At 67.4% G+C, this 13,909-nt stretch carries 10 protein-coding genes (1 of these 10 cut by a window edge); 1 reads left to right on the top strand and 9 read right to left on the bottom strand.

Annotated features, from left to right (window positions below; translation table 11 throughout):
* Nucleotides 1–116: the 3' end of an HD domain-containing protein gene (locus tag G9473_RS10165; RefSeq protein ID WP_291133033.1), read on the top strand. Its footprint begins 490 nt before the window's first position; the window shows 116 of its 606 coding nt (coding positions 491–606); its start codon lies beyond the left edge, outside the window; its stop codon occupies nucleotides 114–116.
* A 7-nt stretch (nucleotides 117–123) separates the two neighbouring features.
* On the opposite strand, the gene G9473_RS10160 is transcribed toward G9473_RS10165, so the two are convergent.
* The 9 genes from G9473_RS10160 to G9473_RS10120 all read right to left on the bottom strand — a co-directional run bounded on the left by G9473_RS10160 (nucleotide 124) and on the right by G9473_RS10120 (nucleotide 13,895).
* Nucleotides 124–2,970: a DUF3857 domain-containing protein gene (locus G9473_RS10160; protein ID WP_291133031.1), complete on the bottom strand. Its 2,847-nt coding sequence runs from the start codon at nucleotides 2,968–2,970 to the stop codon at nucleotides 124–126.
* Nucleotides 2,971–3,092: 122 nt separating this feature from the next.
* Nucleotides 3,093–4,967: a methyl-accepting chemotaxis protein gene (locus tag G9473_RS10155; protein WP_291133029.1), complete on the bottom strand. Its 1,875-nt coding sequence runs from the start codon at nucleotides 4,965–4,967 to the stop codon at nucleotides 3,093–3,095.
* Nucleotides 4,968–5,082: 115 nt separating this feature from the next.
* Nucleotides 5,083–6,891, bottom strand: coding sequence for a methyl-accepting chemotaxis protein (locus G9473_RS10150; protein ID WP_291133027.1), 1,809 nt, complete (start codon nucleotides 6,889–6,891; stop codon nucleotides 5,083–5,085).
* Nucleotides 6,888–8,426 carry a bifunctional diguanylate cyclase/phosphodiesterase gene (locus tag G9473_RS10145; protein WP_291133025.1) on the bottom strand — a complete coding sequence of 513 codons (1,539 nt, stop codon included), beginning with the start codon at nucleotides 8,424–8,426 and terminating at the stop codon, nucleotides 6,888–6,890. Before G9473_RS10145 ends, G9473_RS10150 begins: the two co-directional genes overlap by 4 nt.
* Nucleotides 8,427–8,558: 132 nt before the next feature.
* Nucleotides 8,559–9,425 carry a protein-glutamate O-methyltransferase CheR gene (locus tag G9473_RS10140; RefSeq protein ID WP_291133023.1) on the bottom strand — a complete coding sequence of 289 codons (867 nt, stop codon included), beginning with the start codon at nucleotides 9,423–9,425 and terminating at the stop codon, nucleotides 8,559–8,561.
* Nucleotides 9,426–9,449: 24 nt separating this feature from the next.
* Nucleotides 9,450–10,580, bottom strand: a complete 1,131-nt coding sequence (cheB, locus tag G9473_RS10135) for a chemotaxis-specific protein-glutamate methyltransferase CheB (RefSeq protein ID WP_291133021.1) — start codon at nucleotides 10,578–10,580, stop codon at nucleotides 9,450–9,452.
* A gap of 8 nt (nucleotides 10,581–10,588) precedes the next feature.
* Nucleotides 10,589–10,954, bottom strand: coding sequence for a response regulator (locus tag G9473_RS10130; RefSeq protein ID WP_291133019.1), 366 nt, complete (start codon nucleotides 10,952–10,954; stop codon nucleotides 10,589–10,591).
* A gap of 56 nt (nucleotides 10,955–11,010) precedes the next feature.
* Nucleotides 11,011–11,463 carry a chemotaxis protein CheW gene (locus G9473_RS10125; RefSeq protein ID WP_291133017.1) on the bottom strand — a complete coding sequence of 151 codons (453 nt, stop codon included), beginning with the start codon at nucleotides 11,461–11,463 and terminating at the stop codon, nucleotides 11,011–11,013.
* The gene (locus G9473_RS10120) at nucleotides 11,460–13,895 is read right to left on the bottom strand and encodes a chemotaxis protein CheA (RefSeq protein ID WP_291133015.1); all 2,436 of its coding nucleotides are present in this window, start codon (nucleotides 13,893–13,895) and stop codon (nucleotides 11,460–11,462) included. The genes G9473_RS10125 and G9473_RS10120 overlap by 4 nt, the downstream gene beginning before the upstream one ends.
* Nucleotides 13,896–13,909: the final 14 nt, after the last annotated feature.

The raw sequence follows: 13,909 nt of genomic DNA, 5'->3' as shown, positions 1-13,909 counted from the left end.
CGCTCTGGTATTATCGCAGCCTAGCCGCGATCCTCACGAAAAGGGTCTCTACCCCGGCGAGCGCCCGCTTCGCGCGCGAGGTCGCGGAGATGGAGGAACTCGCCTCCCGCGCCTAGGCTCTCTTCACAGCTCGAAACCCCAGCGCCGGTAATCCTCGCGGATGCGCGGGCTGCGGGCGAGGGCTGCGGCGATGTCGGCCTCGGCCTCGTCGCGCCCCATCTCCCGCAGGATCAGACCGCGCAGTAGCAGGGTCTCGGTCTGGTCGGGGTCAAGGTCGAGCGCCGCTTCCGCATCGGCCAGAGCCTCCTCGAGCCGCCCGTTGCGAAGGAAGATCATCGCCCGGCTGTCGAGTGCCACTGCCGTGTTTTCGCTGTTTTCGACCGCCCGCGTGCAGGTCGCCACGGCGTCCGCGATCTCGACCTGCCAGATGCCCATGTACCAGCACTTCGCATTGAGCACCGAGCCATCATTGGGCGCATCGAGCAGGAGTTCGGCGAAACGGTCGAGCCCGGCGCGCCCGTCGCCTTCCAGCGCTTCGACATCGGCGAGCGCGTAAGCCAGCGAGCGCTGCACACCCTCGTCTCCGTCCACCTCGCCAAGGATGTCGCGCGCTTCATCCGTCCGCCCGAGGTCGGTCAGGGTCCGCGCGAGGGCGATTGCCCGTTCCGGGGTCGGGTCCAGCAGCCACGCTTCCTCAAGGTCCGTCGCCATGCGCTCGAAATCGCGCAGCTCGGCATGGACGAAGGCGCGGTCCTGGAACAGCTGCGCTGTCGCCTCGATCTCGATCGCGGCGTTCATGTCGGCCAGCGCGCCGTGGAAATCATAAGTCACGAAGCGGAAATTGGCGCGCCTTAGAAGCGGACCCGTTTCGTCGGGCTGCTGCTCGATCATCTTCGCCAGCATCGCCTCGATCCCGGCCAGTCCGCCCCGATCGGCACCCTCGGCGAAGCGCCAGCGGCGCGGCATATCCTCGGGCACGACCACCTTGAGCTTGGCCCGCGCGAGGCCGAGCGCCTTGCGTCGTTCGCCCCTTATGTCCTCGGGCGCGACTTCCCCGCCGAGGCTGGTCTGCTTTTCCGAGATCACGAGTTCGCCATCCGATAGCGTCACCTCGCGCTCGAAGCGCTGGTTCGCAACCGTGATGTCGAGCGTGCGCTCGCCTCGAATTTCGAAATCGCCCCGCGTCTCGGGCAGGGTGAAGCGATAGGTTCCGATCGAGGAGCGCGGCGGCGGCACGATCACCGGCAGGTCGCGCCACTTGCGCCGTGAACGGTCGGGCCGGAAACGGAAGGAACCGGTCGGAAGCTGCGGTTCGATCTCGCCCACCGAACCATCGTAACTCACGAGGCTCGGGAACAGGGCCTCGACCACCACGGTTGCCTCGCTGTCGTCGTCACCCTGTTCGATCCGCATATCGACGACGTTGACCTCGCCCCCGGCGAAACTCGCGAAGCGCCCGCCGAGCGCGCGCTTGGCGTCGTCGGTGAGCTTGTCGGCCGAGGCGTTCATCTGCGCTGCCCCGGCACCGAGCAGCTTCATCGTGATCGTCCCCGGCATCGGCAGGTCCCCGCCAAGCCGCGCGTCGAGCGCGAATTCGATCGAGACGTCGGGAACGCGGGGAACCTCCTGCACGATCCGTTCGAGCGCCGCACCCTCGGGACGGATCGGCAGCGTGTAAAGGAAGGGCGGGACATTGCCCACGATCTCGAGATTGGCACCGATGCCGGTCCCGTCGAGATAGTAGTGCTTGCCCCCGATCGTCGCGCGAACCAGCACGTGGTCGAACGCGCCGGGCAATGGCAGCGAGCTTTCGACCAGCGCGCCGCGCTGGATCGAGGCCAGCACCGGCTCCGCCTCGATCCCCAGTTCATCGAGTATCGCAAGCAGTATCAGCGTCTTGGCCTTGCAGTCGCCGTATTTCTTCTCCCACGTCTCGGCCACGGTCTGGGGGATGTAATTGCCCCCGTCGAGGCCGTTCATCAGGTAGCGGATGTCTTCCTGAACCAGTTCGAGCGCGGCGACCGCGCGCGCAAGTTCGCCGTCCTCGCGCGAACGGATCGCATCGATCTTCGCGGCGAGATCGCCGAGGCCGTCCAGTGCGCCCTCGGTGCGATAATAGGGGGCCATGACGCTGGAGACCTCGCCCCATCCGTCGAAAGTGCCGAGCTGCAGGATCGGCGGGCGCCGATAGGACCACGGGGCGTCGAAGGGGTATTCTTCCGCCTCGGGCAGCGGCATGGTCACTTCGAGCCGCCGGAAACCATCGCGCAGTTCGGGGGTGGCGAGATCGAAATCGGGCCCGGCGCGGTATTCGACCGGCAGGCCGTCCTCCCACGAGACCAGCACACGGCCGAAATCGGCGAGCTTGTTGGGGTCGCGCCAGAGCATGGTCTGGGTCTGCACCTCGTCGCCCAGTGCCTGGTCCGAATTGGTCACCGAATAGCGCACGCGCAGCTCGTCGCCGACCTGCAGGCCGGGAACGGACATGGTCGCGGTCAGCGATCCGTCGAGGATCTGGCGTTCGAGCAATTGCTCGCGCCGCAGCACTTCCATCTCCTCGCCCGCCGCGAGCACGTCGATCGTCTCGCCTTCGCGCAGGATCGCGATTTCATGGACGATGAGGTCGCCCTTGTCCGGCAGCCATTGCGCCGTGATTGTGCCGACCTGCGTCATCTCCTGCAGCGAGTTGATGCGATAGACGTTGTCGAAATATTCCCACAGCCGTCCGCTTTCGATGCGGACCTGCTTGTCCTGAACGACTTGCCCGTTGGCCGGGTCGCGTTCGATCGAAGCGAGGTCTATTGCCTCGACCCAATCGGGTGCGGGTTCGTAGAGGATCTCGTCACCGGCAAGCGCCGGTGCCGATGCTGCAGCGAGCGCGAGCCCGGTCGAGGCGGCGAGCGCGCCCTTCAAGGCGGCAAATTTTGTGCGAATACCGAAAATGCCCGTGCGCGACCACTTGCGTGCCAAAAGCCGTCCTTCCCCTGTTAGCGGACTGCACCTTCAAGACGCCGTCCGATCTTGCGCGATTGTTTCACAAAGCGCGAAAATGTCACGCCTTTTCTTGGGCTTTGGAAAGGCGAGGGGAAGGGTCAGGCCTCGCGCACGCGCATGAGGAAGGCGCGGACCTGTTCGCTGAGCGTCGAGGCCTGTTCCTCGAGGCTGGTCGCGCTCGAAAGGACCTGGCTCGCCGCCGCGCCGGTCGAGAGCGACAGGGCGCGCACGTCCTCGATATTGCCGGCGACCTTCTCGGTTGCGCGCGCGGCGAGGTCGATGCTGCGCGCAAGGTCCTGACCCGCGACCGATTGCTGGTCGACCGCGGTGGCGATCGAGACGGCGGTCGCTTCGAGCTCGCGGACCTGCCCCGCGATCGAGCGCAGCGCCGAGACGCTCGCCCCGGTCGTATCCTGCATCGCCCGGATCTGTTCGGCGACCTGCTCGGTCGCGCGGCTGGTCTGCATGGCGAGTTCCTTGACCTCGCTCGCCACCACCGCAAAGCCGCGACCCGCCTCGCCGCCGCGCGCCGCCTCGATTGAGGCGTTGAGGGCGAGCAGGTTGGTGCGCTGGGCGATGGTCTGGATCAGCTCGACGATCTGGCCGACCTGCTCCGCCGAGCTCGACAGCGCGGAGATCGTGGTGTCGGCTTCGGTCGTGGCATCGGCGGCAAGGCGGGCGAGTTCGCTGGACGAGGTCGCCTGCTTGCTGATTTCCTCGATCGAGAGGGCAAATTCGTCGCTCGCCGCGGCGGCCGCGGTCGCGCCGGAATTGGCCTCTTCCATGTTCTGCGCGAGGCTGTTCGTGCGCGCGCTCGCTTCCTCGGCGGTTTCGGCCATGCGCGAGGCGGTGGTCTGGAGCTGGCTCGAAGCGCTCGCGACGCCGGTTACGACATCGCCGACGGTGCGTTCGAACTGCTTGGCGACTTCGGCGAGCAGGCTCGCCTTGCGCTGTTCGGCTTCCTCGCGTTCGCGGGCGCGTTCCTGCTGGAGGCGCACTTCCTCGTCGGCGCGTTCGGCACGTTCGCGCGCCCAGACCTCGAGCTGGCGGCTGGCGCGCTTGAACTTGCCGAGCGCGCGCAGCATCTCGCCGATTTCGTCCTTGCGGTCCGCGCCTTCGATCTCGAAGCGCCGGTCGCCGCGGGCGAGGCGGGTCATGCCGTGGGTGATCTCGGTGATCTTGCGCGAGAAATCGCGCGAGAGATAGGCGAGGCCGAACAGCAGCACGACCGCCGCGAACACGCCGAGCACGGCGACGATGCCGACCATCGTGAAGAAGTAGTCGATCCCCGACTTCTCGAGCTTCGCCGAATAGTCCGACAGGTCGGCGGCGAATTCCTGCGATTCGGCGAAGAGCGCATCGCCCTTGTCGGAAATCTCGTAGGCCAGAGCGATCGCGGCTTCGCTGCGCCCCTCGGTGCGTAAGGTAGCGACAGTGCGTTCGAAGGTCGCGTTGTAGTCGCGGATGTCCTCGCGCATCGCGGCGACCTTGGGCTCGATCGCGGGAGCCTTTTCGGCAACGATCGCATCGATCGCCTCGACTTGGTCCATCGCGGCCTCGTAGCTTTCGCGCTGGCGGACGAGGATCTCCGGTTCGGTTTCGAACAGGAAGCGCGCGGTGTTGTAGCGCAGCTCTCCGGTCGTGCTGCGCAGCTCGGTCGAGGCGACCACGGCATCCTGCACGTCGGCCGAGGTGTTGTAGCGGTACCAGAGTTCGGTCAGGCCCGCGGCGAGCACCAGCGCCATCGCGAAGCCGGCTGCGAAGAAGGTGCCGAAGACGGTGTGGATCTTGGCCGGAAGGCTGAGATTGCGGAACCAGCCCATCCGCTCGAGCACGGTGCGGCGATGGGGTGCGCCCGAAGCCTCGTTCGCGGCGTCGGCCAGCAGGTCCTCGTCGAACACGTCGTCGGCATCGGAAAGAAGGTCGGGAACCGCCTGTTCCTCGCTCTGCTCCTGCAATGACATCATGTTCATGACCGCATCCCCATAGCCCTGTGCGCTCCCCCTGGCGGGCGCGTGACTAGGGGAAATTCCTAAAGGAAATTCCTTTCCAAAACCTTTTCGCCGCCCCTTTCCGGGGGCTTTCGGATCAGCCGGCGCGGACCTTGGCAAGGAAGGAATTGACCTGCGCGCGCAGGGTCGATGCCTGCTCTTCGAGGCTGGTCGCGCTCGAGAGGACCTGGCTCGCGGCCGAGCCGGTCGAAAGCGCGAGATCGCGCACGTCGTCGATGTGGCCTGCGACCTTCTCGGTCCCGCGCGCGGCGAGGTCGATGCTGCGGGCGAGATCCTGTCCCGCGACCGATTGCTGGTCGACCGCGGTGGCGATCGAGACGGCAGTGGTTTCGAGCTCCTGCACCTGGCTCGCGATCGCGCGCAGCGCGGAGACGCTCGCGCCGGTCGTGTCCTGCATCGCCCGGATCTGTTCGGCCACCTGCTCGGTCGCGCGGCTGGTCTGCATGGCGAGCTCCTTGACCTCGCTCGCGACCACGGCGAAGCCGCGGCCCGCTTCGCCGCCACGGGCCGCTTCGATCGAGGCGTTGAGCGCGAGCAGGTTGGTGCGCTGGGCAATGGTCTGGATCAGCTCGACGATCTGGCCGACCTGCTGCGCGCTGTCGGACAGGGCGGAGATCGTCTCGTCCGCCTCGGTCGCAGAGGAGGTGGCCTGCCGCGCGAGTTCGGCGCTGGAGGCGGCCTGGCGGCTGATCTCGCCGATCGACATGGCGAATTCGTCGCTCGCCGCAGCGGCAGCGGTCGCCCCCGAATTGGCTTCTTCCATCGAGGCGGCGACATCGCCCGTACGGCGGCTGGTTTCCTCGGCGGCGTTCGCCATGTCGCGTGAGGTCGATTGCAGCTGGGTCGAGGCCGCAGCGACCCCGCTCACCACATCGCCCACGGTCCGTTCGAACTGGTCGGCGATGTCGCGCAGCACGCGTTCGCGTTCGAGCCGGGCTTCCTCCTGCTGGAGCTGGAGCCGCGCCTGTTCGTCGAGCTCCTTCTTCGCCCGCTCGGCACGTTCGCGGCTGAGTTTCTCAAGCCGCTTGCCCGCGCGGTGGAAGATTTCGAGCGCGCGCGCCATCTCGCCGACTTCGTCGCGGCGATCCTTGGCCGGAATGGTGACATCGGAATCGCCGCTCGCGAGCTTGGTCATCTCGCGCGTGATGTCCTTGAGCGTGCCGCCGACATTGCGGTCGAAATAGCGCTGCACCACCAGCGTCAGCACGGTCAGGACGGCGGCCAGCGCGATGACGATGAAGAAGAGCGAGGAGATCAGCGCTTCGCCCGAATCCGACATGGCATCGGCATCCGCGCCGAGCATTGCGGCCATCTCGGCGGCCTCTTCGAGCACCAGCCCGCCGGTCGCGGTCACTTCGGCGGCGCGGCTTTCGCGCCGCGCGTCGGTCGCGCCCGGATCGAAACGGCCCAGCTGGCGGCGGAAATCGGCAATGGCTTCCTCGACGAGGGCGAGCTTGTCGAAGGCGGCGACATTGGTGTTGCGCAGCATCGCGCGCAGGTCGTCGGCCTTGGTATCGGCTGCGGCAAGGCGCTGGATCGCCGCTTCGGCGCGCTCGGCTTCTCCTTCGGCGACCAGCATTTCGGCATGGCGCTGCGCTTCGGACAGGTCGACCACCAGCCGCTCCGCGGCGATCGCGTGGTCGTGGATCACGTTGATGCTTTCAGCCCGGTCGGACAGGCGCATGAAGCCGAACACGATGAAAATGCCCGCGACCAGCGCGAAGCCGAGATTGGCGAAGAAGAACAGCGAGATCTTGCGCCCGATCGACAGCGCGCCGAACCATGCGGCAAGGTTGGACAGGGTCGGCGCGGCGCGGCCTTCGCGGCGCTCCTCGCCGCTGCGTTCGGCTTCGATATCGACTGCGAGTTCCTGGAGCGCGCTCATGCCGCGTTACCACCCTTTGTTTCGTATGCGCCGTCATCGGCATTCTGGATTTCGACGAGCCGGTCGATGTCGGCAGCCGGCATTGCCCGGTAATAGAGCCAGCCCTGGATCTGGTCGCATCCCGCCGCGCGGACGAGATCGGCCTGGGGCTCGGTTTCGACGCCCTCGGCGGTCACGCCCATGCCGAGCGCGCGGGCGACCGCGATGCTGGAGAGCATCATCGCGCGGCTGCCATCGTCCTCGCCCGCCTGCACGACGAGGCTACGGTCGAGCTTGAGCTTTTCGAAGCGGAACTGGCGCAGGAAGCCGATCGAGGCATAGCCCGTGCCGAAATCGTCGAGGCTGATCCGCACGCCGAAACCGCGGATCACGTCCAGCGTGCGCTCGGCCACGACGGGATCGAGCACGAGGCAGGTCTCGGTCACTTCGAGTTCGAGCCGCTCGGGTGGGAAGCCCGTTTCCTCAAGGATCTCGCCAAGCTTGATCGGGAATTCGGGGTTGCGAAGCTGGGCGGCGGAGATGTTGACCGACAGGGTGATGTCGTCCCAGCCGAGCGCGTCGGTGACGGAGCGGCGCAGGACCCACAGGCCGATCGGATTGATGAGGCCGGATTCCTCGGCCACCGGGATGAACACGTTGGGGCCGATCACGGGGCCGTTCGTGCGGTTCCAGCGCAGCAGGGATTCGACCGCGACGATGCGCTGGTCGCGCGCGCTGACGAGCGGCTGGTACGCGACTTCGAATTCGCCCTCGGCGAGCGCGCGGTGAAGGTCGTCCTCGATCTCGCGCACCGCCTCGCGGCGCTGGTCGAACGTGCGGTTGAACCAGGTGCAGCGCATCTTGCCGCTGCGCTTGGAGGCGGACATGGCGACATCGGCGCGGCGCAGCATCTCCGAAGGTGCAAGCCGGTCGTCGGTATCCTGCCGGGCAAGGCCGATGCTCGCCCCCACCGAAAGCTGGCGCCTGCCGGCGGGAAGGTCGAGTTCGATCGGGCTTTTCAGCGTGTCGAGGAGGCTGCGGCAGATCCCTTCGAGGATCGTGCCCGCGACCCGCCCGTGCATCAGGGCCGCGAATTCGTCGCCGCCCAGGCGGTAGCATTTCGCCTCGCCCCCGCAGGCTCTTTGCAGCAGCTCCGCGCACCGGCGGATCAGCTCGTCGCCGATCGCGTGCCCGTAATGATCGTTCACTTCCTTGAAGCTGTCGAGGTCGATCAGCGCGAGCGCGACTTCCTCGCCCGTAGCGGTGTGCTGCTCGATGTCGCGAGTGAGCGCGCGGCGATTGGCAAGCCCGGTCAGTGCGTCGGTGAGCGAGAGCTCTTCCAGTTCGCGGACATTGGCGATCCCCGTGCTGCCGAGCAGGACGAGCGTTGCGGCATAGACCAGCGCGCCCGAAATGAGCAGCGAGCCGGGAGCAAGGAAATGAATACGGTCGCTTGCGATCACGACCATCGTGATCAGCCCGAAAACGAGGCTGAGCACTGCAAGCGGGACCAGCACAAGCCCGGCCGGGGTCAGTCGCAAGGGCTTGTTTGTCATCGACACGAGGTCATTCCCGTCAGCCTTCCCGTTCGCTTGGGCGCGCGGAGAGTTTCGTAAAAGCGAAGGGCTAAGGAAGCGTAAACCATGCCCCGCCAGCCCCGTGGAAATACGTAGGGGCGCCTTATCCGGTCAGCCGGCGTGGAGCAGTTTCGCCGGGCGGGCGGGCAGGGCGCGCTGGTAGAGGCTCGCGCGCTTGTCGGCCGGGACGAAGGCATCGGTCTGGCCGACCACGGTTTCGCCCGCGCCGAGCATCAGGAACCCGTCGGGGGCGAGCGCGCCCGACAGGCGGGCGAAGGCGCGGCGACGGGTCTCGACGTCGAAATAGAGCAGCACGTTGCGGCACAGGATCAGGTCGACCGGCTGCCGCAGCGGCGGTTCGGTGAGGATGTTGTGCTGCTGGAAGCGGGTGGTGCGGCGCACTTCCTCGAGGATCTGCCAGCCCGCAGGCGTCTCCTCGAAATGGCGCAGCATCTGCGCGACGCCGAGCCCGCGCTGGATTTCGAACTGGCTGTAGAGCCCGCTGCGCGCGGCGCGGATCGCCTTGTGCGAAACGTCCGTGCCGAGGATGTCGATGCTCCAGCCCGCCCAGCGGTCTTTTTGTTCGGCGAGCAGCATGGCGAGCGAATGGACTTCCTGGCCCGTCGAACAACCCGCCGACCAGATCGTCAGACGTTTCGTCTCGGCCCGCCTTTCGGCGAGCAGCGGGAGGATTTCGGCGGGCAGCTGGTCGAAGGTCGGCTTGTCGCGGAAGAAATAGGTCTCGTTGTTGAGCAGCGCTTCCACCACCTCGGTCGCCAGGTCGCGGTCGCTCGAACGGCGGCGCGGCTCGTCGAGCAGGCAGACGAGTTGGTCGACATTGCTGATGCCGTATTCGCGGAAAACCCCGGCGAGCGCGCTCGAAACGCGCCAGCGGCGGCTTTCGGTAAGCTGCTGGCCGGTCCGCTCGGCAAGCAGGTCGGCGACGATCTGGTGGGAGGCGTGGCTGGAATCGATCATGCGGTCGGCAATCCCTTTCGCCGCCTATCGGGCGAGCGTGGCGGGAACCAGCGCCATGATCGCCTCGGCCAGCGTTTCGGGCGGGCCGATGAGAGTCGCGAGATCGGCCTTGGCGACTGCGCCTGGCATCCCCCAGACCGCGCTCGTCTCGGCGTCCTGCGCGTAGATCGTGCCGCCCGCGCGGTGCAGCGCGGCGGCGCCTTCCACCCCGTCGCGGCCCATGCCCGACAGGATCACGGCAAGCGCGCGGCCCTCGCACGCCTTGGCGAGGCTGGCGAGCATGGGGTCGACCGACGGCAGGCAGCCGCTCGGCATGGGATCGGCGCTGATACGCGCTACGAGTTCCTCGCCGCGCCGTTCGACGATCATGTGGCCGTGCCCGGTGGCGACCGCGATCTCGCCCGGGCGGATCGGCGTGCCGTCCTCGGCGATATGGGCGCGGCGTCCGCTCGCGACCTCGATCTGGCGGGCGAAGACCGGCATGAAGGAGGAGGGCAGATGCTGCGTGACGAGGATCGGCAGGTCGAATTCCGGCGTCAGCCCGCGCAGCATCAGGTTCAGGGCGTGTATTCCGCCGGTCGATGCGCCCACCGCGAGAACTTCGGGCCGTTTGGCGCGCAGCAGGCGCTTGATCGCGGCAGGGTCGGAACGCACGGTGCTGCCGGGCGGTGCGAGTTCGGCTTCGATCCCGACCGCTTCGGCGGTGCTGCCCCCGAGCGCGCGGATCTTGGCGAGCAGCTGGCTGCGATAGTCCTCGTTGAAGCCGCCCGGACGCGGCTTGAGCATGGTGTCCGCCGCCCCTGTCGAAAGCGCGGCGAGCGTGTGCTCGGCTCCGTCCTGGGTGAGCGAGGAGACGACCAGAACCTGCACGTTGTCCGACGTCGCAAGGATCTGCGGCAGAGCCTCGAGCCCGCCCATGCCCGGCATTTCGAGATCGAGCAGGACCACGTCTGCCGGTTCGCTCTTCAATTGCACGATCGCCCGTTCAGCGCTGCTCGCCGTGCCGGTGACGACCATCGACCGGTCGCTTTCGACCATTCGCTTGAAAACCGTGCGCACGGTCAGCGAATCATCGACGATCATCACCCGGATCGCGCCGTGCGCTTCGCTCGCAGGGTGGGTCCGGTCAGGCGATGATGAGGGGGGCGCGCTCATCCCGGCGCTCACGCAAAGCCGACCAGCTGGAGCTTGATCTGCAGCGTTTCGTGGTCGAACGGCTTCATCACGTATTCGTCGGCACCTGCGGAGATCGCCTCGCGGATATGGGCGACGTCGTTCTCGGTCGTGCAGAACACCACCTTGGGCGCTTCGCCGCCGGGGCGCTGGCGCAGCTGGGTGATGAATTCGATGCCGGTCATCACCGGCATATTCCAGTCGAGCAGGATCACGTCGGGCATCGCCGCCTCGCAGGCTTCCAGCCCTTCCTTGCCGTTCTCCGCTTCGCTGACGGTGAAGCCCAGGGTTTCGAGGATATGCCTCGAGACCTTTCGGATCACCCGCGAATCATCGACGATAAGGCACGTTTTCATGGGACCCCCGGCCGTGGTTTCTCATGTTGGGATAGGGATAAGAGGTAAGTTTTGGATTAAGCCGCGGCCCCGAAGTCCTCGGCGGCGCGCGCCGGACCGGCGATCAGCGCGGAAAGGTCGAGCAGCAGCGCTGGGCCGATCGCGGTCTCGATCATGCCGGTCGCCACCCGCGACCATTCTGGGCCGAAGCCGCCCGGAACCTGGCCCGGTTCGGCCGCGCCCGTGGTGATGTCCTCGATCGCGTCGACCCTGAGGGCGTAGGAATGGCCCGCGACAGCAACGACCGCGGCGCGGTGGTCGGTCGCCCAGCTTTCCTCGCCGAACCCCAGCGCGACGCGGCAGTCGATCACCGTCAGCGCCTGGCTGCGCATGGCGGTGATCCCGGCGATGAAGGGCGGTGTGCGCGGGACCGGCGTGACCGCGCCGATCTCGATCACCGAACTCACGTCATGGGCGTGGAGCGCGCAGCGCCGCCCGGCGATCTGGGTCATGACGAGAAGGTCGTTCATGCCGCGTCTCCCGATTGGCCCATCCGCCGACCGGGGCGGGTGCGGGCGTGATGCAGCGCCTCGACCAGCGCGGCGCGGTCGTAGCGGTAGATCGTCTCAGCATCGCCGCCGTCCGGCTGGTCGCGCAGGCGGATGACAGGCCCAGTGACCGGACGCTCGAGCGCCGCGGCGACTTCGTAGACGTCCTCGAACATGATGGTGAGCGCGACCTCGTCCTCGGCGGCGTTAGGCTCGGCGATCTCGTATCCGGCGGAGGTGACGAGCGGGGCGAGGATGGTGCGTGCCCATTCGCTGTCGGGCAGGCGGGCGAGCGGCCGTGCGGCAGGTTCGGGCGGCTCGCCGTGGCGGGCGAAGAGTTCGTGCCCGTCGATGAGCGTCACGGTCTGTCCGCCGACCAGTGTGACCGCCTCGATCAGCGGGTCGTCGGCGATGGGCTTCAAGGGTTCGGTGAGTTCGACCGCATCGTCCACCTCGGCAACCGCGTGGAGCAGTTCGCAGGTGCCGTCGGACAGCCGCAGCAGGCGCAGCTTTTCCGATTGCAGCGGTCCCTCCGGCAGGCCGACCAGCGGCAGGATCACCCCGTCGATGACGGCGCGCGGCGAGGCCCCGCTGCGGTCGATCGCACTCGCGGGCGCGGTCTCGATCCGCTTGACCAGTTCGAGCCGGATACCGCAGCGACGACCGGCGAAATCGGTGAACAGCATGGCGCGCATGATATCGCCGCCCGCGCGCGCCGCGTCCTCGTCCATCCCGGCCTTGAGCACGCGGGTCCGCGCGTCCGAGACGAGATCGTACATCCCCGCGATGTTGGTCACGTCGAGCAGCAGGACCGGCCGCCCGTCGTCGAGCAGCGTGGAGCCGGCATAGAAACCGCTCTTCATGACCGCCGGGGCGAGCGGCTTGACCACCAGGTCGCCGTGGCTGTGGATCCGGTCGACCGCGAGCGCGAAGAGGTCGCCGCTCGCAAGGCGCAGCATGACCATTGTGTGATCGCCCTCGGCCACGTCGCTGCAGTGGAGCCCGAGCACGTTCGACAGCAAGAGGCATGGCACGCGCTGGCCGCGAAAGGTGATGAGCGCGGTCTCGCCCATGCGGGTGTAATCGAGCGCCTTGGCCGAGGAATGGACAATCTCCTCGACATAGCTTTGCGGGATGGCGAAACGCTGGTCGCCCGTCTCGACCGTGAGGCCGGCGATGATCGAAAGGGTGAGCGGAATCTGCAGCGTGAAGAGCGTGCCGACACCCGGCTGGCTCGACACCTTGATGCTGCCGCCGACGCGTTCGAGATTCTGTCGCACCACGTCGAGACCGACGCCGCGCCCGGACACGCCGGTGACTTTCTCCGCGGTCGAAAAGCCCGGTTCGAAGATCAGCTGGAGAATCTTGTCGCGGCCCATCTCGCGCCGCTCGCTTTCGCTGACGAGGCCGGTCGCGACGGCCTTGGCCGCGATCCGCTCCTCGTCCAGCCCTCGCCCGTCATCGCTGACCACGATCGAGATCATGTTGCCGGACTGGCGCGCGGCGATCGAAAGGAGCGCGATCTCGCGCTTGCCCGCTGCAAGCCGGTCGGACGGCGGTTCGACCCCGTGGTCGATGGCATTGCGGATGATGTGGGTGAGCGGGTCGCGCACCACCTCGATCATCTCGCGGTCGAGTTCGACGTCGCCGCCCTCGAGATCGATCATGACCTGCTTGCCGAGCTCGCTCGACAGGTCGCGCACGAGCCGCGGGAGCGAGGAGAACAGCGTCTCGATCCGCTGCATCCGCATCCGGGTGATCGCATCGCGCACGTCGGACAGGATCGTGGTGAGCCGTTCGAAGGGGCCGTCGATGGTCGGCTGGTTGCCCGCCTGCCGCAGCCGGTGGGCGAGGTCGTTGCGCGCGAGCACCATGTCGGAGACGCCGCTCATCACCCGGTCGAGCAGTTCGACCGGCAGGCGGATCGAGCGCTGCGCCGTGCCGGAGGAGGCCGAGCGGGCCTCGCTTCGCTCGGCAGGTGCGTCGCCTGGGCCTTCCGGACCATCGGCAGTCGCGCTTTCGCCGCGCGCGTCGATCTCGATCTCGGGCTCTTCGGCAAGCGCCGCGATCAGCGCCTCGTCACCGCCTTCGGGAAAGTCCTCGCCCATCTCGATCGCATCCACCATCGCCGCGATCCGGTCGATGATCGCGAGCACGGCGGAAACCAGAGCGCTGTCGGGTTCGCGCCGACCGGCTCGGCAATCGGCGAGCGCATCCTCTGCGGCGTGGCTGAGCCCGGCGAGGCGGGGAAAATCGAAAAAGCCGCAATTGCCCTTCACCGTGTGGACGAAGCGGAAGATCGTGTCGAGCCGCGCGCGATCGGCCGGATCGGCTTCCCAGGCGATGATCTCGCCCTCGCTCGCTTCCAGCATCTCGCGTGTCTCGGCGACGAAATCCGCCAGCAGGTCGTCCATAAAGCGCGCCCCAG

The organism is Erythrobacter sp. (assembly GCF_011765465.1).
Classification (GTDB): domain Bacteria; phylum Pseudomonadota; class Alphaproteobacteria; order Sphingomonadales; family Sphingomonadaceae; genus Erythrobacter.
Note: the sequence above shows the minus strand (reverse complement) of the source record. Positions and strands in the feature narration are given on the sequence as shown.

Coding starts and splice junctions, on each gene's coding strand:
- G9473_RS10140 (WP_291133023.1), bottom strand. CDS start 9,425: ATGATCGATTCCAGCCACGCCTCCCACCAGATCGTCGCCGACCTGCTT.
- G9473_RS10145 (WP_291133025.1), bottom strand. CDS start 8,426: ATGACAAACAAGCCCTTGCGACTGACCCCGGCCGGGCTTGTGCTGGTC.
- G9473_RS10125 (WP_291133017.1), bottom strand. CDS start 11,463: ATGAACGACCTTCTCGTCATGACCCAGATCGCCGGGCGGCGCTGCGCG.
- G9473_RS10120 (WP_291133015.1), bottom strand. CDS start 13,895: ATGGACGACCTGCTGGCGGATTTCGTCGCCGAGACACGCGAGATGCTG.
- cheB (WP_291133021.1), bottom strand. CDS start 10,580: ATGAGCGCGCCCCCCTCATCATCGCCTGACCGGACCCACCCTGCGAGC.
- G9473_RS10150 (WP_291133027.1), bottom strand. CDS start 6,891: ATGAGCGCGCTCCAGGAACTCGCAGTCGATATCGAAGCCGAACGCAGC.
- G9473_RS10155 (WP_291133029.1), bottom strand. CDS start 4,967: ATGAACATGATGTCATTGCAGGAGCAGAGCGAGGAACAGGCGGTTCCC.
- G9473_RS10130 (WP_291133019.1), bottom strand. CDS start 10,954: ATGAAAACGTGCCTTATCGTCGATGATTCGCGGGTGATCCGAAAGGTC.